This window comes from Streptomyces tateyamensis, from assembly GCF_003205575.1.
Taxonomy (GTDB): domain Bacteria; phylum Actinomycetota; class Actinomycetes; order Streptomycetales; family Streptomycetaceae; genus Kitasatospora; species Kitasatospora tateyamensis.
On the sequence record NZ_PYBW01000016.1, the window covers coordinates 17802 to 38588 of the forward strand.

At 72.8% G+C, this 20787-nt stretch carries 20 protein-coding genes, 1 tRNA gene and 1 pseudogene; 15 read left to right on the plus strand and 7 right to left on the minus strand.

Annotated elements, in window-relative coordinates; genetic code table 11:
* Window positions 1-11 precede the first annotated feature (11 nt).
* Both C7C46_RS05025 and C7C46_RS05030 read left to right on the plus strand, forming a co-directional pair.
* Window positions 12-809: a GAF and ANTAR domain-containing protein gene (locus C7C46_RS05025; RefSeq protein WP_110666121.1), complete on the plus strand. Its 798-nt coding sequence runs from the start codon at window positions 12-14 to the stop codon at window positions 807-809.
* A gap of 186 nt (window positions 810-995) precedes the next feature.
* Window positions 996-1574, plus strand: coding sequence for a hypothetical protein (locus C7C46_RS05030; protein WP_110666123.1), 579 nt, complete (start codon window positions 996-998; stop codon window positions 1572-1574).
* Window positions 1575-2019: 445 nt separating this feature from the next.
* Here the strand turns inward: C7C46_RS05030 and C7C46_RS05035 are convergent, their stop codons facing one another.
* Window positions 2020-2256, minus strand: coding sequence for a hypothetical protein (locus C7C46_RS05035; protein ID WP_110666125.1), 237 nt, complete (start codon window positions 2254-2256; stop codon window positions 2020-2022).
* A gap of 144 nt (window positions 2257-2400) precedes the next feature.
* Window positions 2401-2613, minus strand: a pseudogene (locus C7C46_RS05040) (helix-turn-helix domain-containing protein); the annotation flags it as partial.
* Window positions 2614-2850: 237 nt separating this feature from the next.
* Here C7C46_RS05040 and C7C46_RS05045 point away from each other — a divergent pair.
* From C7C46_RS05045 to C7C46_RS05065, 5 genes are all read left to right on the plus strand, one after another.
* Window positions 2851-3222, plus strand: coding sequence for a DUF2255 family protein (locus tag C7C46_RS05045; protein WP_110666127.1), 372 nt, complete (start codon window positions 2851-2853; stop codon window positions 3220-3222).
* A gap of 92 nt (window positions 3223-3314) precedes the next feature.
* Window positions 3315-4349 (plus strand): zinc-binding dehydrogenase, encoded by a 1035-nt coding sequence (locus C7C46_RS05050; RefSeq protein ID WP_110666129.1) that lies wholly within the window; start codon window positions 3315-3317, stop codon window positions 4347-4349.
* A 78-nt stretch (window positions 4350-4427) separates the two neighbouring features.
* Complete coding sequence (locus C7C46_RS05055; RefSeq protein ID WP_110666131.1) at window positions 4428-5270, plus strand: SDR family oxidoreductase; 843 nt, start codon at window positions 4428-4430, stop codon at window positions 5268-5270.
* Window positions 5271-5316: 46 nt separating this feature from the next.
* Window positions 5317-5736, plus strand: coding sequence for a (R)-mandelonitrile lyase (locus tag C7C46_RS05060; RefSeq protein ID WP_110666133.1), 420 nt, complete (start codon window positions 5317-5319; stop codon window positions 5734-5736).
* A 177-nt stretch (window positions 5737-5913) separates the two neighbouring features.
* Window positions 5914-6579 (plus strand): site-specific integrase, encoded by a 666-nt coding sequence (locus C7C46_RS05065; protein ID WP_110666135.1) that lies wholly within the window; start codon window positions 5914-5916, stop codon window positions 6577-6579.
* Window positions 6580-6643: 64 nt separating this feature from the next.
* On the opposite strand, the gene C7C46_RS05070 is transcribed toward C7C46_RS05065, so the two are convergent.
* The 5 genes from C7C46_RS05070 to C7C46_RS05090 all read right to left on the minus strand — a co-directional run bounded on the left by C7C46_RS05070 (window position 6644) and on the right by C7C46_RS05090 (window position 10739).
* Window positions 6644-6717, minus strand: a tRNA-Pro gene (locus tag C7C46_RS05070).
* A 125-nt stretch (window positions 6718-6842) separates the two neighbouring features.
* Window positions 6843-8141: an MFS transporter gene (locus C7C46_RS05075; protein ID WP_110666137.1), complete on the minus strand. Its 1299-nt coding sequence runs from the start codon at window positions 8139-8141 to the stop codon at window positions 6843-6845.
* Between the two features lie 50 nt (window positions 8142-8191).
* The gene (locus C7C46_RS05080; RefSeq protein ID WP_110666139.1) at window positions 8192-8971 is read right to left on the minus strand and encodes a DUF1684 domain-containing protein; all 780 of its coding nucleotides are present in this window, start codon (window positions 8969-8971) and stop codon (window positions 8192-8194) included.
* Between the two features lie 45 nt (window positions 8972-9016).
* Window positions 9017-9880 (minus strand): acyl-CoA thioesterase, encoded by an 864-nt coding sequence (locus tag C7C46_RS05085; protein ID WP_110666141.1) that lies wholly within the window; start codon window positions 9878-9880, stop codon window positions 9017-9019.
* A 250-nt stretch (window positions 9881-10130) separates the two neighbouring features.
* Window positions 10131-10739 (minus strand): LysE family translocator, encoded by a 609-nt coding sequence (locus C7C46_RS05090; RefSeq protein ID WP_110666143.1) that lies wholly within the window; start codon window positions 10737-10739, stop codon window positions 10131-10133.
* A gap of 362 nt (window positions 10740-11101) precedes the next feature.
* Here C7C46_RS05090 and C7C46_RS05095 point away from each other — a divergent pair, with 362 nt between their 5' ends.
* The 8 genes from C7C46_RS05095 (at window position 11102) to C7C46_RS05130 (ending at window position 20743) form a co-directional block, all read left to right on the plus strand.
* Entirely contained in the window at window positions 11102-11815 is a 714-nt protein-coding gene (locus tag C7C46_RS05095) for a hypothetical protein (RefSeq protein WP_110666145.1), read from the plus strand.
* Window positions 11816-11902: 87 nt separating this feature from the next.
* Window positions 11903-12388, plus strand: a complete 486-nt coding sequence (locus C7C46_RS05100) for a hypothetical protein (RefSeq protein WP_146258990.1) — start codon at window positions 11903-11905, stop codon at window positions 12386-12388.
* Between the two features lie 5 nt (window positions 12389-12393).
* Entirely contained in the window at window positions 12394-13794 is a 1401-nt protein-coding gene (locus C7C46_RS05105) for a copper resistance CopC/CopD family protein (protein ID WP_245984191.1), read from the plus strand.
* A gap of 149 nt (window positions 13795-13943) precedes the next feature.
* Complete coding sequence (locus tag C7C46_RS05110; protein ID WP_110666151.1) at window positions 13944-15389, plus strand: glyceraldehyde-3-phosphate dehydrogenase; 1446 nt, start codon at window positions 13944-13946, stop codon at window positions 15387-15389.
* A 145-nt stretch (window positions 15390-15534) separates the two neighbouring features.
* Window positions 15535-16158, plus strand: a complete 624-nt coding sequence (locus tag C7C46_RS05115; RefSeq protein ID WP_110666153.1) for a helix-turn-helix domain-containing protein — start codon at window positions 15535-15537, stop codon at window positions 16156-16158.
* Between the two features lie 295 nt (window positions 16159-16453).
* The gene (locus C7C46_RS05120) at window positions 16454-17029 is read left to right on the plus strand and encodes a YbaK/EbsC family protein (protein ID WP_245984180.1); all 576 of its coding nucleotides are present in this window, start codon (window positions 16454-16456) and stop codon (window positions 17027-17029) included.
* Window positions 17030-17159: 130 nt separating this feature from the next.
* A complete protein-coding gene (locus C7C46_RS05125; protein ID WP_110666157.1) occupies window positions 17160-17981 on the plus strand; it encodes an FAD binding domain-containing protein in 822 nt (273 codons plus the stop codon).
* The gene (locus tag C7C46_RS05130; protein WP_110666159.1) at window positions 17981-20743 is read left to right on the plus strand and encodes a molybdopterin-dependent oxidoreductase; all 2763 of its coding nucleotides are present in this window, start codon (window positions 17981-17983) and stop codon (window positions 20741-20743) included. Before C7C46_RS05125 ends, C7C46_RS05130 begins: the two co-directional genes overlap by 1 nt.
* Window positions 20744-20787 lie beyond the last annotated feature (44 nt).

The window sequence follows — 20787 nt, forward strand, 5'->3', positions numbered from 1 at the left end:
CGGAAAGCGCCATGACGCAGACAGGCCCCGGTTCACCGGAGCACGGAGACACGCCACCGCCGGGCTCGGGCACCGGCCGGTCCGTTGCCGACGACGAGGATCTGCGGGAGAGCCTGGCCGACCTGTCACGGCTGGCCACCGCCCGGCTGGACCTACGAGACCTGCTGACGCACGTCGCCGGGTTCGCCGTGCGCGCGATCCCGGGCGCGGACGGCGCGGGGCTGACCCTGCTGGAGAACGACCGGGCCGACACCATCGTCGCGAGCGCGGAGTTCGTCCGGGAGGTCGATGCGATCCAGTACGGCATCGGCGAGGGACCGTGCATCACCGCAGCGGCCGAACGACGCACGGTGCACTCCGCGTCCCTGGACAAGGACCCCGCATGGCCGCGGTTCGGGCCGCAGGTCGGCCGACTGGGCGTGCACAGCGTGGTGTCGCTCCCGCTGCTGGCCGGCGACAGCGTGCTGGGGGCGATGAACGTCTACGCCCGTGCCGAGAACGCCTTCGACCCGCGGGCCGTGGAACTCGGCGAACTGTTCGCCGTGCCGGCCGCGATCTCCGTCCAGAACGCCCAGGCCCTCGCCCAGGCCCAGCGGCTGGCCGCACAGCTGCAGTCCGCCCTGACCCACCGCGCCTCGATCGACCAGGCGCTCGGCATCCTCATGAGCCGCAGCGGCTGCACCCCCGCCGAGGCATTCGACAGACTCCGCGTGATGAGCCAGACCCAGAACCGCAAGGCATCCGTGGTGGCGCAGCAGCTGCTCGACGAGGCCGTAGCCCGCGCGCGCGCCCGCCACAGCGCTGACTGACACCCGCGCCGGGCCGGCCCGGGTGACACTGGCCCCGCCGGCGACGGCAGCGTAGCGTCGAGGGTACGGAGGCCGCGAGACGGCGGGCCCCGACCCGCCGCCGATCTCCGTCACACCGCGCGCCGCGACCCGCCGCGAGCGGACCGGGCAGCACTGCCGGGCGATCGGGACACCCGGAGTCCCGTTGTGGACCTCTCCGGCACACTTGCCGCCGACCTCACGACCCTCACCGAAGCCCTCGGGCGCCCCGCCGCCGACCTCACGGACTCCGTGCAGAACCTGGCCGACAGCATGCGCTCGGCCGTGCCGTCCTGGCTCGGCCTCACGATGACCATCGTCCTGGACGGCCTTCCGCTGGCACTCACCATCCTGGACGACTCCGCGGCCCCCCACCGCGTCGCCACCTCCGCAGCACTGCCGCTGACATCAGACCAAGGCACCGGGCCCGGTAGCACGATCGTGTTCTACGCCGGCACCCCAGGCGCCTTCGTCGACTTCGCCGCCGACCTGACCTTCGCACTCAGCCTGGAACTGGACGATGTCGCGCTCGACCAGCACCTCACCCCACCGCGCGAGACGTCGGGCCTCAGCGGACTGACCGACGCGGCCGGCCTCAACCAGGCCATCGGAATCCTCATCGACCGAGGCCGTACCCAGGACGAGGCCACGGCCGAACTCTGCCGCCTCACCCAGGTCGACCTGACCACCACGGCCAAACAGATCATCAGATCGACCTCACGGCAGCCCCGACCGGGAGCAGCGTGACACCCGGGCCAGCAGTCACTCCACCCCGCATCGAGGCTCAGCGGCTCCTTGTCGCTGGGGAGCCTGAGCGGAGACGGCCGAGGTCCCCAAATCGCATGCCTCGAACCACATCAAGCCAGGTTCGCCAGAGTGCGACGGCATCGACTGCGTGGCATGGGACTGATTGGCTTCGGTTCCCAGGGCGGCACCACAGACACCGCTTCGTGGCCGTCGACCCTTCAGCTCAGCGCCCCTGGCCGGGTCGAACGCGTCCTCAACATGGGAGCTTTCTTCGTCGGCGCCGCCACTCCTGCCCGGACGGCTACAGCAGGGTCACCGCCTGAACTCGCCGCGCCCTGCGGCGACCCGGGCGGAACCGGGCCGCCACACGTGCCTGCACGTCACCTCCCGACCGGGTGATCGACGATCACCGCTGTGCGAGGAAGCCCAATCGTCGTGGTACGGCTCACGCGCCGGGCCGACCCGCCTTCCTTCCACCGTCGATACGCGAGGCCAGACGGGCGGCGTACGTGTCGAGTTGGCCACGCAGGACGACGCGCACGGTGCCCGTCTGGTTGACCGGGGTGTAGGTCTGGGCGATGTTGTCGACGAGCCTGCTGGTGTCCGTGCCGCAGCGTCGCATCCCGGTCAGGACGGGGCTGTGGGCGTACTCGTCCTGGGTGAGCTCGGTCCACAACAGCAACAGGGATCGCGGGCTTCGGCGTCGTTCAGCCGCCCAAGGAGCCGCTGTCGCATGGTACTGAGCTGCGGCTCTACCGGGGGATCAGCTGAGGCTGGTCCCCCCGTTGGCGTTCGTCGCGGGGCTGGCGCATCTAGATCAGTTGCGGGGGCCGGGGCGGGTCTCCTTGCCGCGTTCCAGGCGGGTGTAGTAGTCGATGCTGACTCCGGACAGGGTGGCCAGTTCCTCGCGGCGCAGTCCCGGGGTGCGTCGGGTGCCGGGGCCGGGAGTGAGACCGACGGAAGCGGGACTGGTCTGGGTGCGGCGGGCGCGCAGGAAGCGGGCCAGCTCGTTGCCGCCGGGGGTGTGGTCTGGAGCCATGAGCCCAGTGTCGCCCGAGCGGGGCCTGGGCTCCAGGACGGTGGGGGCCCTGTCGCACCCTGGCAGAACCCGGCCTGCCTGAACGGTGTGCGTGGGGGCAGGGTGGAGGACGTCGCCCGACGGACCCGCTGGTCGGCGCCCCAAGAAGGTGCCCGCCGTTTCGAGCACGTCGGGTGGTGGCCCCGATGGGGCCCGTGAGGCTGGATGCGGCCACGATCACGACGGAGAGGGACGACGATGACCGGCTGGAACATCCCGGACTTGGAGAAGATCGGCGTGGCCGAGGAACTGGACCTGTGGTCCGAGCGAGCCGACGGCACCCTGCGCGATCCGGTGACAATGTGGGTGGTCCGCGCCGGCGACCAGGTGTACGTCCGCTCGGTCAAGGGCACCGAGGGCCCGTGGTACCGGGGCACGACCGCCCGCCACCAGGGCCGGATCGAGGCCGGCGGTGTGCGGCGGGAGGTCGTCTTCCGCCCGGCCGATCCCAGCGAGTACACCGACGTCGATGCCGCCTACCAGGTCAAGTACGGGCGGTACACGAGCATCGTCGAGCACGTCCTGACCGAGCAGGCCCGTACCTCCACCCTCCGCCTGGAACCGCGCTGACCCGCCGGCCTCGGCCGCCGCCAGCCGCGCCGCGCCGCCCGTCGGCCACCTGATCAGACCATCACTCGCCTGCACCTTGAGGAGCTGCGCCGATGCGCGCCACCCTGCTGTACGGGGCCGGCGACGTCCGTGTCGAGGACGTCGCCGACCCGAAGATCCAGAACCCCACTGACGCGGTCGTGCGGATCGTGCTGTCCTGCGCCTGCGGCAGCGACCTGTGGCCGTACAAGTCGCTGCAGCCCACCGACACGCCCCGCCACATGGGGCACGAGTTCCTCGGCGTCGTCGAGGAGGCCGGTGCCGCCGTGCGTGGCATCAAGGCCGGCGACGTGGTCGTGGCCCCGTTCGTCTACGCCGACAACACCTGCGTCTACTGCCGCGAAGGGCTGCAGACCTCCTGCGTGCACGGCGGGCAGTGGGGCGTGGGCGGCGTCGACGGCGGCCAGGGCCAGGCCGCCCGCGTCCCCCACGCGGAGGGGACACTGGTCAAGCTGCCGGTCGGTGAGGACTCCGAGCTGCTGCCGGACCTGCTGACCCTGTCCGACATCCTGTGCACCGGCTACCACGCGGCCCGCACCGCGGGCGTGGTGCCCGGCGACACGGTGACCGTCGTCGGCGACGGCGCCGTGGGCCTGGCCGCGGTCATCTCCGCGAAGCTGCTCGGCGCCGAGCAGATCATCCTCATGGGTCGCCACCAGGTGCGCACCGACCTGGGCCGCGCCTTCGGCGCCACCGACGTCGTAGCCGAGCGCGGTGAGGATGGCGTCGCCCGGGTGCGCGAGCTGACCGGCGGCGAGGGCTCCCGGCGGGTCCTGGAGTGCGTGGGGCTGAAGGAGGCGCTCGTGCAGAGCTTCGGCGCGGTCCGCGCCGGCGGCACGATCAGCCGGGTCGGCGCACCCCAGTACCCCGAAGTACCCTTCGGCTTCGGTGACTTCATGCGCAACATCACCCTGACCGGCGGCGTCGCCCCGGCCCGCGCCTACATCGACGAGCTGATGCCGCACATCCTCGACGGCTCGATCACCCCCGGCCGGGTCTTCGACCGCACGCTCGACCTGGAGGACATCGCCGACGGCTACCGGGTGATGAACGACCGCCAGGCTCTGAAGGTCCTGATCCGGCCCTGACCCCGACAGCCGAGCGCGGCCACCTCCGCACCCGGCCAACCCAGCACCAGATCCAGCACAGGGAGAGGAACTCACACAATGAGCAGCGAAAACCCGCGCGAGGTAGTCGTCGTCATCGGCTCCGGCAGCATCGGCCTGGCCATCGCCCGCCGGATCGGGCCGGGCCGCACCGTGCTGCTCGCCGACCACAGCCAGGAAGCGGCCGACGCCGCCGCCACGACGCTGCGCGGCCAGGGGCACGAGGTGCGCACCCAGGTCACCGACGTCTCGGACCGCGCGGCGGTCGAGGCCCTGGCGGACGCGGCAGCCGCGCTCGGCCCGGTCACCCAGGTCGTGCACACCGCCGGGGTCTCCCCGACTCAGGCGAGCATCGAGCGGATCCTCCAGGTCGACCTGCTGGGGACCGCCATGGTCCTGGACGCCTTCGCCCGCGTCGTCGCCCCCGGCGGCGCCGGCCTGGTCGTCGCCAGCATGGCCGGCCACCGCGAAAGCCCCTACGCCCCCGACGTCGAGCACGCGCTCGCCACCACCGCCACCGCCGAGCTGCTCGCGCTGCCGTTCCTCCAGAGCGGCGAGATCGGCTCCACCGTCCACGCGTACGCCCTGTCCAAGCGGGCGAACTCGCTGCGGGTGCAGACCGCTGCCGCCGCGTGGGGCAAGCGCGGTGCCCGTGTGAACGCCGTCAGCCCCGGCGTCATCATCACCCCGCTGGCCCTGGACGAACTGTCCGGGCCGCGCGGCGAGTGGTTCGAGCGCGTGCGCCAGGTGTCGGCTGCCGGGCGCTTCGGCACCCCCGACGAAGTCGCCGACGCCGCCGCGTTCCTCCTCGGCCCCCAAGCCGGTTTCATCACCGGCGCCGACCTGCTGATGGACGGCGGCGTCACCGCCGCCCTGCGCACCGGCGAGCTGACCATGCCCTGACCCTGCCCGCACATCACCCGACCAGCACGACACCCGAGGAGCAGCGATGGAGTTCGTGACGCCCAGGCCGACCGGCAAGGGACCGCAGGAGTGGTTCAACGGAGACGTCTGGTTCGACGTCATCCACGCCGGCCTGGAGCCCTCCCGCCTGCGAGCCAACATGGTCCGCTTCGCCCCCGGCGCCCGCACCGCCTGGCACCACCATGCCGTCGGCCAGACCCTGCACGTCCTCGCCGGCATCGCGCTGATCGGCACCCGCGACGGCACCGTCTTCCAGGCCCACCCCGGCGAGACGGTAACCTGCCCGCCCGGAGAGGAGCACTGGCACGGCGCCATTGAGGACCGCTTCATGCAGCACCTCGCGCTGTGGGACGGCACCGCCCCCGATGACGACCGGCCCGAGACCACCTGGCTGGAACACGTCACCGACGAGCAGTACCGCACCCCGCGCACCCGCAGCCACTGACCACGCGAAGCAGCACCTGCCGCTGCCCGCAACGATGACCGCCCTGCTCGGCGGCACCGGCCCCGACAGGACTACCGGCAGCGCGGACATCCTCGACGGCGTCCTGGACTTGACGAACGGCCCGCCGGACGCCGAACCCGGCAGTGTACGCGCCGACCCCGACGCGACCGCTCCGGCATCCGCAAGGGCGAGGCACTCGCCCTGCGCTGGAACGACGTCGACCTCGAAGACGGCGTGTTCTTCGTCCGCGCCACCCTCTCCGCCGTCGACAACAACCAAGTGGTGCTGACCTCCCCGAAGACCAAGGGCAGCCGGATGTGGGTCGCCCTGTCCGAGCGCGTCGCCTCAGCGCTCGACGACCGCGCCGGCACCCGCGCCTTCGGCAACATCACCGACAGCGGCGGCTACGTCTTCCACCACCACGGCCGCCCCCTCCACCCCAAGCACGTCCTCGACCACTTCCACCTGCTCTGCGACAAGGCTGGCGTCCCCCGCATCGCCCTCCACGACCTGCGCCACCTCATGACCAGCTTCGCCCTGGCTGCCGGCGTCCCCCTGCCCGTCATCTCCAAGACGCTGCGCCACCGCACCCTGTCGACCAGCGCGAACATCTACGCCGACCTCACCCGCCTCGCCGCCCGCGCGGCCGTCGACGCCGTCGCCTGGACCCTCGACAACGCCGACCGCGCCGTCCTCGGCCGACCCGTCTGCCGCGCCCACCGCCCCTGGCGCCAGCACCCGCGCCCGCACCGGCAACTGCCCGCTTATCAGCAGACACGAACAGAAGAACCGTCGACGTCCTGGCCGATGTGGCCTGGCGACCACCGTGCGACCACCAGCTGACGCGGCAACAGAAAGAGCCGGCACCTGGTTTCCCAAGTACCGGCCCTCACAACCGACTTCACAGTCGGGACGACAGGATTTGAACCTGCGACCCCTTGACCCCCAGTCAAGTGCGCTACCAAGCTGCGCCACGTCCCGTGGTCTCGTTGCTTCGCCGGGCTGGTGGGCTCGGGTGGCTTCTTGACCTGTCGGCCGGGTGTTCCGGCGACGTGGAAAACAATACAGCACGGTGGGGGGTGCTCGCTGCCAGGTTTCGGTGCAGGTCACGGGGTGGGGTGGCGGGCGTCGTAGCGGAGGAAGGCGGGGCGGCGGGTGGTGAGGAGGAGGACGGCGGCGACGCAGGCGAGGCCGCCGGTGATGACGGATACGGCCGGGGTGGTGAGGGCGGCGACGGTGCCGGACTCGAAGTCGCCGAGGCGGGGGCCGCCGGCGACCACCACGATGAAGATGCCCTGGAGGCGGCCGCGCATTTCGTCGGGGGCGGCGACCTGCATCATGGTGTTGCGGAAGATCATGCTCACGGTGTCCGCGCAGCCGGCGGCGGCGAGCAGGACGAGGCCGAGCCAGAGGTGGTGGGCGGTGAGGCCGAAGGCGGCGATGGACAGGCCCCAGGCGGCGACGGCGACCAGGACGGCCAGGCCGTGCCGGTGCACGCGGGATATCCAGCCGCTGAACAGGGCGCCGGCCAGGGCGCCGACGGCCGGGGCCGCGACCAGCAGGCCGACGGTGCCGGCGCCGCCGCCGTAGAAGGTGACTGCGAGGGCGGGGAAGAGGGAGCGGGGCAGGCCGAAGATCATCGCGGCCAGGTCGGCCAGGAAGCTGGTGCGCAGGTTGGGCTGCTCGCGCAGGAAGCGCAGGCCGTCCAGGACCGAGGCGCGGGCGGGGGGCGTGCTGCCGTCGCCGGGCAGCATCGCGGGCAGGCGCCACATCGCGTGGAGCACGGCGGCGAAGGCGACCGTGTCGACCAGGTAGGCCGCCTGGCTGCCGTAGGCGCCGATCAGCAGGCCGCCGAGCATCGGACCCACCGTCATGCCCAGGTTCATGCTGATGGTGTTGAGCGCGTTGGCGGCCGGCAGCTGCTCGGCGGGCAGCAGGCGCGGGATCATCGAGGACCGGGCGGGCGAGGAGACGGCGAAGAAGCCGCCCTGCAGGGCGACGGCGGCGTACAGCACTCCCACCTGGTGCAGGCCGAGCAGCGCCTGGGCGGCCAGCACCGCGGAGACGGCGGCGAGGCCGGCGGCGCCGACCAGGCCGAGCTTGCGCCGGTCGACCGAGTCGGCGATCGCGCCGCCGTAGAGGCCGAAGCCGATCAGCGGGAGCAGGGAGCAGAGGCCGACCAGGCCGGTGGCGAAGGTGGAGCGGGTGAGCGCGTAGACCTGGACGGCGACCGCGACGGCGGTCATCTGCTGGCCGATCGAGGAGACCGACTGGCCGAACCAGATCCGCCGGTAGTCGGCGCTGGTGCGCAGCGGGGTGAGGTCGGCCAGCACCCGGGCCGGGCGGCGGGGCCGGGACGGGGGCGAGGGGGCCGGCTCGGCAGTGGTGGGATGATTGGTCGACATAGCGACCAATGGTCACCCCGCTCTTCCGGCCGCCCGCACCCGGGGTGCCGTCAGCCGCGCAGCACCTGCTTCTCGCCGGCCCGGACCGCGACCGGCAGCCGGTTGCCCGGGGGCGGGAACGGGCAGACGAAGTGGTCGGCGAAGGCGCAGGGCGGCAGGTAGGCCCGGTTGAGGTCGAGCACGGTGCGGCCCTCGGCGTTGGGGGCGGGCATCGACACGAAGCGGAACCGGTAGGTGTCCTGGCCGCTGGTCGCGTCGGCGATCACGGCGCTCAGGCCGGACCCGCTGCTGCTCACCGTCAGGGCGTAGGGCTCGCCCGCCAGGCGGAAGGCGATCCGGCCGGTGACCGCGAGCGGGCGGTCGTGCCCGTCCGCGTTCGGCACGGTGATGGACTGCTCGCCCGTCTCGAAGGGGGTGTAGACGGCGGGGACGGACCACTCGGGTGCGTAGGGGAAGACGGTGATGCCGGCGAAGCTCGCCCGGGCCTCGGCGGTGGGGTCGAAGACCCGCACCGCGAGCTCGCCCTCGCGCTCGATCGGGACCAGCAGGACGTCCCGGTAGCGGGCCACCTGGGCGTCGGGGTCGGTGTCCGGGCGCAGCCCGACCGCGCCGTCGACCGCCTCCCCGCCCACCGCGAGGTCGTCACCGGCTGCCGCCGCCACCCGGGCCAGCGGGCCGTCGGCGGACCAGTGGCCGGGGACGCCGGGGATCTCCACCGGCTCCTGGGCCAGCCAGTGCGTACCGGTGAGGGAGAGCACGCCGTGCGGGGCGCTCACCTTGGCGGTGCGGGCGTCGGTCCAACGCTTCCATTCCTCGGCGTCGACGGTCATGGCCGGTAGCTCCTCATCAGGGTGGGGGACGGGCTGCGCGGCGGCTCAGTTGGCGCGCAGCGGGCGGAACAGGCCCTCCTGCACCACCGAGACGACCAACTGGCCGCTGCGGTCGAAGATCTGACCGCGGGCCAGGCCGCGCGCGCCGTGCGCGATCGGCGACTCCTGCTGGTAGAGCAGCCAGTCGTCGGCGCGGAACGGGCGGTGGAACCACATCGCATGGTCGAGCGAGGCCATGTCGAAGTTGCGCCGGCCCCAGAGCGGCTCGACGGGGGCGCGGACCGAGTCCAGCAGGGTCATGTCGCTGGCGTAGGTGAGGGCGCAGACGTGGATCAGCGGGGCGTCCGGCAGCGGGCCGTTGGTGCGCAGCCAGACGCCGCTGCGCGGCTGGACGCCGACCAGCTCCTCCTGCGTCCAGCGCAGCCGCTCGACGTAGCGGATGTCGAACGGCTGGCGGCGGCTGATGAACGGCGGCAGCTCGCCGAGCCGGGCGCCGACCTCGTCCAGCGCGCTGGGCAGCTCCTCGGGGGCCGGGACCGGCGGCATCGCCTCCTGGTGCTCGATGCCGCCCGGCTCCGGGACGTGGAAGTCGGCGGTCAGCGCGAAGATGCTGCGGCCGCCCTGGATGCCGAGGACCCGGCGGGTGGTGAAGGAGCGGCCGTCCCGGATCCGGTCGACCTGGTAGACGATCGGGACGCCGGGGACGCCGGGGCGCAGGAAGTAGGCGTGCAGGGAGTGGACCGGGCGGTCCCCGTCCACCGTGCGGCCGGCGGCCACCAGGGCCTGGCCCGCGACCTGGCCGCCGAAGGTGCGCTGCAGCGACTCCTCGGGGCTCCTGCCCCGGAAGATGTTGAGCTCGATCTGTTCGAGATCGAGCAGCTCGACGAGCACGTCGACGGGCGTTCCCATGGCGTAGTCCTCTCCCAGCGGGCACGCCGGAGGCATCGACGCCTTGGCGTTTCTGTCATTCCAGAAGCCCACGAACCGCCTGGTAATTCCCACCCGCCGCCGCGGTCACTGCGGTGGCGCGGGAAACCCGGGCCGCCGGACGTGACCAGCGCGAAGGCGGCCCGCCGAACGCCACGCAGGGTGCGGAGAGCGGCACCCCGAGTGGCGGGGCCGGACGGGGCCGGACGGGGGCGGGCGGGGTCGGGCGGGCTCAGGCCTCGTAGGCCAGCAGGCCGGCCAGCGCGGCGAAGGCGCCGGCGAAGGTGCGGCGCAGCGTGGTGGCCACCGCGGGGCGGGTGGCGATGTGGGTGCGGAAGGTGGCGGCGAACCGGCCGTACAGGGCGAAGACCGCGAAGGTCAGGGCCATGAAGACGGCGCTGAGCTCGATCATCGGCAGCCAGGCGTGGGCCGGGTCGGTGTGCACGAACTGGGGGAGGAAGGCGAAGAAGAAGAGGGTCAGCTTGGGGTTGAGCAGGTTGATCGCGATCCCCTTGGCGATCACCCGGAGCGCGGGGACCTCGGGGGCGTCCTCGGGCACGGTCAGGGCGCTGCGGTCCCGCAGGGTGGCCCAGGCGGTGTAGAGCAGGTAGGCGACGCCGGCGTACTTGAGGGTCTGGAAGGCGGTGGCGCTCGCGTTGAGCAGGGCGGCCAGGCCGGTGACGGCGGCGATCAGGTGCGGCACGATGCCCAGCGTGCAGCCCAGTGCGGCGACCAGCGCCGCGCGGTGGCCACGGGCCAGGCCGGCGGCGACGGTGTAGAGGGCGCCGGTGCCGGGGGTGGCGACGATGACGAGTGAGGTCAGCAGGAAGCTGAGGCTCATGGCGGTCCTTCCGACTGGGCCGGAGTCAGTTGAGTCAGTTTCTGACGGGTCGACACGACGCTATCCCGGCCCCTCAACAGCTGCGGGCGGCACGACTGGCGACGCCATGGGCGCCGGCCGGCGAGTGTGCCAACGGTGCTCTTGGAAAGGGGAGTTGCCTTAAGGGAGGTATAGACCTCCCGGGACAGTACTTAATGGTCTAGACCCTTGACGGGTCCCCGCCCGGGTGGAACCGTACGAGGCAACCCCCAGCGGGCCCTCCCCGGGCATGCCGTCTCCGCGCTCCCCCACTGCACCGAGCCGGCGAGTGGACACCCGCCGTGGGTCGATCGTTCGTTCCTCGTCGAAAGGACCGATCCACCATGCACGTCCCCTCCAACAAGCGCGGCCTGGGCGCGGGCCTGGCCACCGTGCTGCTGCTGGCCGGCGTCGCCGCCTTCGCCGGCGGCGGCTCGGCCGCGGCCGACCCGAACACCACCAGTGCGGTCAGCGCCGGGCCCGCCGGCTTCACCCAGGCGGTGCCGGCCGGCCAGCCCTCGCAGTACAACCAGCCTCTGGAGCGCTGCGCCAACGGCGTCAACTACCCGATCAGCGGCGCCAACCCGGTGCTCAGCGAGCCGGCGACCACCCAGTTCGCCAGCAACGTGGGGCTGTCGGAGTACGTCACCTTCAGCGGCAACCAGTACTACGGCAACTGGCAGTTCGTCTTCACCAACACCACCTCCCAGGTGCTCTCCACCGACTGCGCGGTGCTGGTCTTCCGGGCGCCGTCCGGCTCGGACAACCACGGGTACACCGCCACCGTGCAGTACGGGCACCCGCAGCAGGACTACCTGGAGGTGCCGCGCGGTGACGGCACCTCGTACTACATCGCCCGGATCGACTTCCACGACGTGCCGCTGGCACAGCGTCAGGTCGGCCCCGGACAGTCGTTCAGCTACTCCCTCGGCGGCGCGCCCAACTCCGCGATCACGCTGGCGCAGATGCGTGACTCGTTGAAGTTCACCGCCGACCTGGACCTGAAGGCCAACCAGGCACTGGTCCAGCACTACGGCACCAACCGGCTGACCAACTGACGGCGGTCGGCGCAGGGATGCCCGGTCGGGCCCGGGGCGGTTCGCCGCTCCGGGCCCGACCGGCCCTGGCCGGAGGAGGAGTTGAGGGTGGGTAGCGGAGTGGGAGCGGGCCGGTCGGCGGTGCTGGTGGCAGCCGTGGCGGCGGCGCTGACGGGCTGCGCGGGCAAGCCGGCCGGGCCGTCGGCCCCGCCGGTCGCGCCGCAGCCGCAGACCGCGCAGGCGCAGGCGGTGGCGAGCCAGGAGTTCGGGCTGCTGGCCGGCGGAGGCTGGGCGCCGGCCTGGAGCCTGTGGCCGGCCAGTGCGCAACAGGCGATCAGCGCAGCCGACTTCGTCCGGCTGAACACCGAGTGCAAGCCGCAGCTCGGTACCGCCTACGTGCTGGACAGCAGCACCAAGCTGGACGACACCACGGTGCGGGTCGGTTGGCACCGCGGGGCGCAGAGCGGCAGCAACACGGTGGCGTACCAGGACGGCAAGTGGCGCTTCGTGCCGGACGCGAGCGCGCTGGCGGACTACCGGCTGGGCGTGGACCAACTGGTGGAGCGCAGACGGGCGGCGGGTGACTGCCATTGAGCACGGTGAGGAAGGCGCAGTCGCTGGGCAGGGCGGTCCGGCTGGTCGGGCTGCTGCTCGGATTGCTGTTGGCGGTGCTCGCCCTGGTGCTCGGGGCGGCCGGCCCGGCTGCGGCGCACGCCGTGCTGGTCAGGGCCTCGCCCGCGGACGGCGCGGTGCTGGCGGGCGCGCCCCCGCAGGTGCGGCTGGTCTTCTCCGAGGCGCTGGCGCCCGGCCTCGGCACGGTGCGGGTGATCGGGCCCGAGGGGCGCCGGGCGGACACCGGGGGGCCGCCCGTGGCGCAGGGCGACGCGCTGCTGGTGGGGCTGGACGCCGGCCGGCAGCAGGGGACCTTCGTCGTCGAGTGGCGGGTCACCGCGGCCGACGACGGGCACACCACCGCCGGCGCGGTGGCCTTCTCGGTCGGCGCGCCGAGCCGAAACGCGGCCCTGGGCGCGCCCGGCGGGGGTGACCGGACCACCCAGGCGTTGCTGGACCTGGCGGTCTGGCTGGGCTTCGCCGGACTGGCCGTCATGGTCGGGTCGGCGGCCGTGCGCCTGTGGTGCCTGCCGCCGGACGCCGAGGCACCGGGGGCGCTCGCCCCCGGCTGGGCGGTGCTGCTGGTCGGCACCGTGCTGCAGCTCTTCGCCTACGGTCCCGCGACCCAGGGCGAGTCGCTCGCCCACCTGACGGACCGTTCGCTGCTGGCCGCCACCCTCGCGGGCCATCAGGGCCACGTGCTGGTGGCCCGGATCCTGCTGCTCGCGCTGGCCGCGACCGCCGGCGGACCGCTGCTGCGCCGTCCGGGACCCGCGACCAGGGCGGCCGCGGCGGCCCTGACCCTGCTGTTCGCCCTGACCTGGGCCGAGACCAGCCACGCGGCGGCCGGCCCGCTGGTCCCGCTGGCACTGCTGGCCACCACGCTGCACGTGGCGGCGATGGCGCTCTGGGCCGGCGGGGTCGCCACCCTGGCGCTGCTCGCGGTCCGCGGCGGCGGTGCCGGACTGCCCGCGGTGGCCCGGCGGTTCTCCGGGCTGGCCACTGCCTCGGTGGCGGTGCTGGCGGTCACGGGAGCCTGGCAGGCGCTGCGCGAGGTGGGCAGCACGGCCGCGCTGACCGGCACCCCGTACGGCCGGCTGCTGCTGGCCAAGCTCGCCGTGCTGGCGGTGGTGCTGGCGGCGGCGGGTCTGCTGCGCGGGCGGGTGAGCGGGCGGGTGGACAACCGGGTCGAGGCCGGTGCGGCCGTCCGGCGCGCGGTGCTGCTGGAGCTGGCCGGGGTCACCGCGCTGGTGGTGCTCACCGTGCTGATGATCGGCACCGCCCCGGCCCGCACCGCCGCCCCCGACTCCCAGGCCGGCGCCCCGGACTCCCGACCGGCGGCCGCCGTGACGATTCTCACGGCAGCCGTCCGGGGCCCGGCCAACTGAGCCGCTTTGGCCCGGTTTTCCACCCCGCCGGACCTGGTTCGCCAACGCTGCGCAGGTCCGGCGGGTGGTCGTGGGTGGGCGCGGCGACCGGGGCGCAGAGCGGCGCCGCTAGCATGAGGGCACCCTCACCTACCTCGAAAGATAGAGCTGTGACTGTCAACGACGACGTGTTCACGAACTGGAAGCACCGCGAGGAGATCGCGGAGTCGATGATCCCGCTCATCGGCAAGCTGCACCGCGAGCAGGACGTGACCGTCCTCGTTCACAGCCGCTCGCTGGTGAACAAGTCGGTGGTCAGCATCCTCAAGACCCACCGCTTCGCCCGCCAGATCGCCGGCGAGGAGCTCTCGGTCACCGAGACCATGCCCTTCCTGGCGGCGCTGACCGAGCTGGACCTCGGCCCCTCGCAGATCGACATCGCGATGCTGGCCGAGACCTACAAGGCCGACTCGCGCGGCCTGTCGGTCGCCGAGTTCACCGCCGAGGCGGTCTCCGGCGCCACCGGCCCCAACAAGGTGGAGCGGTCCGAGGGCCGCGACGTGGTGCTGTACGGCTTCGGCCGGATCGGCCGCCTGGTCGCCCGCCTGCTGATCGAGAAGGCCGGCTCGGGCAACGGCCTGCGCCTGCGCGCCGTCGTGGTCCGCAACAGCGGCGGCGAGGACCTGGTCAAGCGCGCCTCGCTGCTGCGCCGCGACTCGATCCACGGCCAGTTCCAGGGCACCATCACGGTCGACGAGGCCAACAACACCATCGTCGCCAACGGCACCGAGATCAAGGTGATCTACTCCGACGACCCGACCACTGTCGACTACACGGAGTACGGGATCAAGGACGCCATCCTGATCGACAACACCGGCCGCTGGCGGGACCGTGCGGGTCTGTCCAAGCACCTGCAGCCGGGCATCGCCAAGGTCGTGCTGACCGCCCCGGGCAAGGGCGACGTGCCGAACATCGTGCACGGCGTCAACCACGACACCGTCAAGCCGGACGAGCAGATCATCTCCTGCGCGTCCTGCACCACCAACGCGATCGTCCCGCCGCTGAAGGCGATGGCGGACAAGTACGGCGTGCTGCGCGGCCACGTGGAGACCGTCCACTCGTTCACCAACGACCAGAACCTGCTGGACAACTACCACAAGGCCGACCGCCGCGGCCGCTCGGCACCGCTGAACATGGTGATCACCGAGACCGGGGCCGCCTCGGCCGTCGCCAAGGCGCTGCCGGACCTGAACGCGAAGATCACCGGCAGCTCGATCCGGGTGCCGGTGCCGGACGTGTCGATCGCGATCCTCAACCTGCAGCTCGCCACCGAGGCCGACCGCGAGGAGGTGCTGGAGTACCTGCGCAACGTCTCGCTGACCTCGCCGCTGCGTCGCCAGATCGACTTCATCGACTCGCCGGACGCCGTCTCCAGCGACTTCATCGGCTCGCGCCACGCCTCGATCGTGGACGCCGGGGCGACCAAGGTCGAGGGCGACAACGCGATCCTCTACCTGTGGTATGACAACGAGTTCGGCTACTCGTGCCAGGTGATCCGGGTGGTCCAGCACATCTCCGGTGTGGAGTACCCGACCTTCCCGCGCGCGGCGGTCTGAGCCCGGGAGTGATCCGGACAGATCCGGAGTGATCCGCCCACGGGCGGCGGTGGGCCGGGTGCCCACCGCCGCCCGTGGCGTTTCTCCCGTTGCGGTGCCGGCAACAGGGTTTGCCGATCGGGGGACGGCGCGCTGCAATGGCGGGATGGAGTACCGGGCTGTACTGGACGAGGTGGCACCGCGGCTGCGCCGGCTACGGGAGGTGCGCGGGCTGACCCTCGGCGCGGTGGCGGAGGCCACCGGCGTCTCGAAGAGCACGCTGTCCCGGCTGGAGTCGGGACAGCGCCGGCCGACCCTGGAACTGCTGCTCCCGCTGGCCGGGCTGTACCGGGTGGCGCTGGACGAACTGGTCGGGGCGCCCGAGGTGGACGACCCCCGGGTGCGGCTCAAGCCGCGCAAGCTGGCCAACGGCGGGACCTACGTTCCGCTGACCCGGGAGGCCGGCCCGCTGCAGGCGTACAAGCTGGTGATCCCCGACCGGGGCGAGCAGCCCGAGCCGCGTTCCCACGAGGGGTACGAGTGGCTGTACGTGCTGCAGGGGCGGCTGCGGCTGGTGCTGGCCGAGCACGACCTGCTGCTCGGGCCCGGTGAGGTGGCGGAGTTCGACACCCGGGTGCCGCACTGGTTCAGCGGGGCGGACGGGCGCCCGGTGGAGGTGCTGAGCCTGTTCGGCCGGCAGGGCGAGCGGATGCACGTGCGGGCCCGACCGCGCTCCTCGGGTACCGGGTCGGCGGGTGCCCGGCCATCGGCAGCTCCACCGACGAGGTGATTCTCAGGCGGGTGCCATGATCCGGTTCCAGGCCGGGCTTCCCAGTCGATTCCCAGTGGCCGTCCGTACCGTGCCACCGCGTCGGCTGCCCGAAGGTGATCACCACGGGGACGGCGGGCCCGGTGGACTCCGCGCGGATCGCGTCGAGCGCAAGGGCGAAGCAGCGGCGTCGACCAGCGGCCGTCCGGACCGGGCGGCCCGGCCCGCCGTGCCCGAGTGCGGCGGGCCGGGCCATCGGAGTACCCACTCCCGCCCCCCGCCGCACGAACCCCGCGTCAACCAACGAGGAGGAGCCGTGCGCGACCACCCGCAGGGGCCGCCGGCCGCGGCCGCCGTGCTCGACCGTCCACAGGAGCCGGAGGAGCCGGAGGAGCCGGAGGGGCCGGTGGCAGTGGCGCCGTCGACCTACCGGCGGTTGCTCGACCTGTTCGACCAGGGCCAGGTGCCCTACCGGCTGCTGGACCATCCGCCGGAAGGCCAGACCAGCCGGGCGAGTGAGCTGCGCGGGCACCGGTTGTCGGCCGCCGCGAAGTGCATGGTGGTGGCGGTGCAGCGCCCCGGCCTGACGCCGTGTCACGTGTTGGCGGTGGTGCCCGGTGACCGCCGGGTGGACCTGGCCGGTGTGGCCCGTGAGTGCGGTGGGCGCAAGGCGAGGTTCGCCGACCAGGCCGATGCCGAGCGGCTGGGTGCGACGGTGAGCGGGACGATCACCCCGTTCTCGTTCCATCCGGAGCTGGCGGTACTGGCGGATCCGGCGTTGTTCGAGGAGCCGGAGCTGTTCTTCAACGCCGCCCGGCTGGACCGCTCGGTGGCGATCCGGGCGGCCGACTACCGGCGGCTGGCCCGGCCCCGGGTGGTCACCATCACCTGACGGCCAGGCCCGGTCCGGCTGGTCGATCCTCCAGCCGGACCGGGCCCGCCCGGTGTGCGCCACCACTCGTTCGCCCTGGTCAGGCGTTGCTTGAATCACCGTGTCGGGCTGTCGAGGCGGTAGGTGGAGCGTGGATCTCAACACGGTGGTGGAGGTGCGCGACGCGCGCCGGCGGGACAGCTGGCAGGCCGGCGACGCCTGGCTCGGCGGCGGGACCTACCTCTTCTCCGAGCCGCAACCGGGCATCCGGCGGCTGCTGGACCTGAGCCGGATGGGCTGGCAGCCGCTGCACGAGGACGCCGCCGCCGGCTTGGAGATCGCGGCCACCTGTACCGTCGCCCAGCTGTCGCGGTGGGGCCGGTCGGCCCGGTGGCGGGCCGCCCCGCTGGTCGAGCAGTGCTGCCGGGCCTTCCTGGCCTCCTGGAAGATCTGGAACATGGCCACCGTCGGCGGCAACCTGTGCAACGCGCTGCCCGCCGGGCCGATGATCTCGCTGACCGCCGCGCTGGACGGCCGGTGCCGGCTGCTCGGCCAGGACGGCGGTGAACGCACCGTCCCGGTGGACCGGTTCGTCACCGGCGCGGGCCGCAAGGTGCTGCGGCCGGGGGAGTTGCTCCGCTCGGTGCAGTTGCCGGCCCGGGCGCTGGCCGCCCGCACCGCGTTCCGGCAGGCCTCGCTGTACGGCCTGGGCCGCTCGGGCGCGCTGCTGATCGGCGCGGTGGACCCGGTGGACGGCGAGCTGACCCTCACCGTGACCGCCGCCACCGTGCGCCCGATCCGGCTGCGCTTCCCGGTGGCGCCCAACGCGGCCGCGGTGCGCGAGGCGCTGGACGAGGCGATCGCGCCCGCCGACTACTTCGACGACATCCACGGCTCGCCGGCCTGGCGGCGCCACCTGACGTACCACTTCGCCGAACAGATCCGCCGCGAGCTGATCGAGGAGCAGAACTGATGAACTATCAGCTGACGCTCAACGGCGAGCAGTTCGCCGAGGAGCCGAGACCGGGCCAGTGTCTGCGGACCTACCTGCGCGATCGCGGCTGGTTCGGGGTGAAGAAGGGGTGCGACGCGGGCGACTGCGGGGCCTGCACCGTGCAGGTGGACGGTGAGCCGGTGCACAGTTGCCTCTACCCGGCGGTGCGGGCGGCCGGGCGCTCGGTCACCACGGTGGAGGGGCTGGCCAAGGACGGTGAACTCCACCCGGTGCAGCAGCGCTTCCTGGAGGCGCAGGGCTTCCAGTGCGGGTTCTGCACGCCCGGCTTCCTGATGACCGCCAGCGCCCTGAACGAGGAGCAACTAGCCGATCTACCAAGGGCGTTGAAGGGCAACCTGTGCCGCTGCACCGGCTACCGGGCGATCGAGGACGCGATCCGCGGGGTGCGGCACACCGAGGAGCCGTGCGCCGGGCAGGCGGTGGGCCGCAGCCTCGGGGCGCCGGCCGGACCGCAGGTGGTCACCGGGACCGCCCGCTACACCTTCGACGTCGAGGTCGAGGGGCTGCTGCACCTGAAGCTGCTGCGCTCCCCGCACCCGCACGCCCGGATCCGCTCGATCGACACCTCGGCGGCGCTGCGGGTGCCCGGGGTGGTCGCGGTGCTCACCCATCACGACGCCCCCGACAAGCTGTACTCCTCCGCCCGGCACGAGCACCCGACCGAGGACCCGGACGACACCCGGGTGCTGGACGACGTGGTCCGCTTCGTCGGACAGCGGGTCGCCGCCGTGGTCGCCGAGAGCGAAGCGGCGGCCGAGGAGGGCCGCCGGCGGATCGCGGTCGACTACGAGGTGCTGCCGTTCGTCCTCGACCCGGAGCTCGCCATGCTGCCGGGCGCCCCGGTGCTCCACCCCAAGGGGCCGCAGTCCAGGATCGCCCGGCCGGAGCAGAACGTCTGCGGCGAGGCGCACGGCGAGCTGGGCAACGTCGAACTGGGCTTCGCCGAGGCCGACCTGGTCTACGAGGAGACCTTCCAGACCCAGTGGGTGCAGCACGCCAGTCTGGAGACGCACGGCTGCCTGGCCTACTTCGAGCAGGCCGAGTCGGACGGGGAGCCCGGTCAGGAGCGGCTGGTGGTGCGCTCCTCCACCCAGGTGCCGTTCCTGACCCGGCGAGCCCTGTGCGACCTGTTCGACCTGCCGCTGGAGCAGATCCGGGTGGTCGCGGGGCGGGTCGGCGGCGGGTTCGGCGGCAAGCAGGAGATGCTCACCGAGGACATCGCGGTGCTGGCGGCGACGAAGCTGCACCGGCCGGTGAAACTCGAGTTCACCCGGGCCGAGCAGTTCTACGGCGCCACCACCCGCCACCCGTTCCGGATCACCGTGAAGCTCGGCGCCAAGCGGGACGGCACGCTGACGGCCGTTCAGTTCCGCGTCGTCGCCAACACCGGTGCGTACGGCAACCACGGCCCGGCGGTGATGTTCCACAGCGTCGGCGAGTCGATGGGCATCTACCGCGCCCCGCACAAGAAGGTCGACGCCTACTCGGTCTACACCAACGGCGTGCCCGCGGGCGCGTTCCGCGGCTACGGGCTCGGCCAGGTCACCTTCGCCCTGGAGTCGGCCATCGACGAACTCGCCCGCCGGCTCGGCCTGGACCCGCTGGTGCTCCGGGAGAAGAACGTCATCGGCCCCGGCGAGCAGATGGCCGGTCCGCTCGGCGAGGAGGAGGACCTGCACATCGCCTCCTACGGCCTGGACCAGTGCCTGCAGGTGGTCCGCACCGCGCTGGCCGACGACACCAGCGCCGAACTGGCCCCCGAGGGCTGGCTGGTGGGGCAGGGGTTCGCCATGTCGGCGATCGCCTGCGGGCCGCCCGGCGGACACATCGCCGACGCCACGGTCAAGCTGCTGGACGACGGCAGCTACGACGTCGCGGTGGGCACCGCCGAGTTCGGCAACGGCACCACCACGGTGCACAAGCAGATCACCGCCGGGGCGCTGGGCACCACGGTGGACCGGATCACGATCCGGCAGTCGGACACCGACCTGGTCAAGCACGACACCGGCGCCTTCGGCTCGGCCGGCACCGTGGTGGCGGGCAAGGCGGTGATGAAGGCCGCCAACGCGCTGGCCGAGCAGATCCTCTCCTTCACCGCCGAGTACGCCCGCACCCCGCGCAGCCTGCTGCGGCTGACCGCCGAGGCGGTCGAGTGCGACGGTCGGCGGGTGACCCTCAAGGAGGTCCACGAGGCGGCCCGCAGGCAGGGCGTCGTGCTGAGCGCGGACGGCCACTTCGGCGGCTCCCCGCGCTCGGTGGCCTTCAACTCCCACTGGTTCCGGATCGCCGTCGATCCCGACACCGGCGAGATGCGGATCCTGCGCAGCGTGCACGGCGCCGACGCCGGCAAGGTGATGAACCCGCTGCAGTGCCGGGGCCAGGTGGAGGGCGGCGTGGCCCAGGCGCTGGGCGCCACCCTGTTCGAGCAGGTGCTGCTCGACGAGCAGGGCCAGGTCAGCACCGCCGCGTTCCGCCGCTACCGGCTGCCGGCCTATGCCGACGTGCCGCGTACCGAGGTGCACTTCAGCGAGACCTCGGACGCGATCGGGCCGCTGGGGGCGAAGTCGATGAGCGAGAGCCCGTTCAACCCGGTGCCGCCGGCCTTCGCCAACGCGCTGCGGGACGCCACCGGGATCCGCTTCACCGAGGCGCCGTTCCTGCGCGACAAGGTCTGGCAGGCGCTCGCGGAGCGGGAGCGGGGAAAGGGCCGGCCCGCTTGAGGACCGGGCCGGCCCGCTTGAGGACCGGGCCGGCCCGTGGGGAC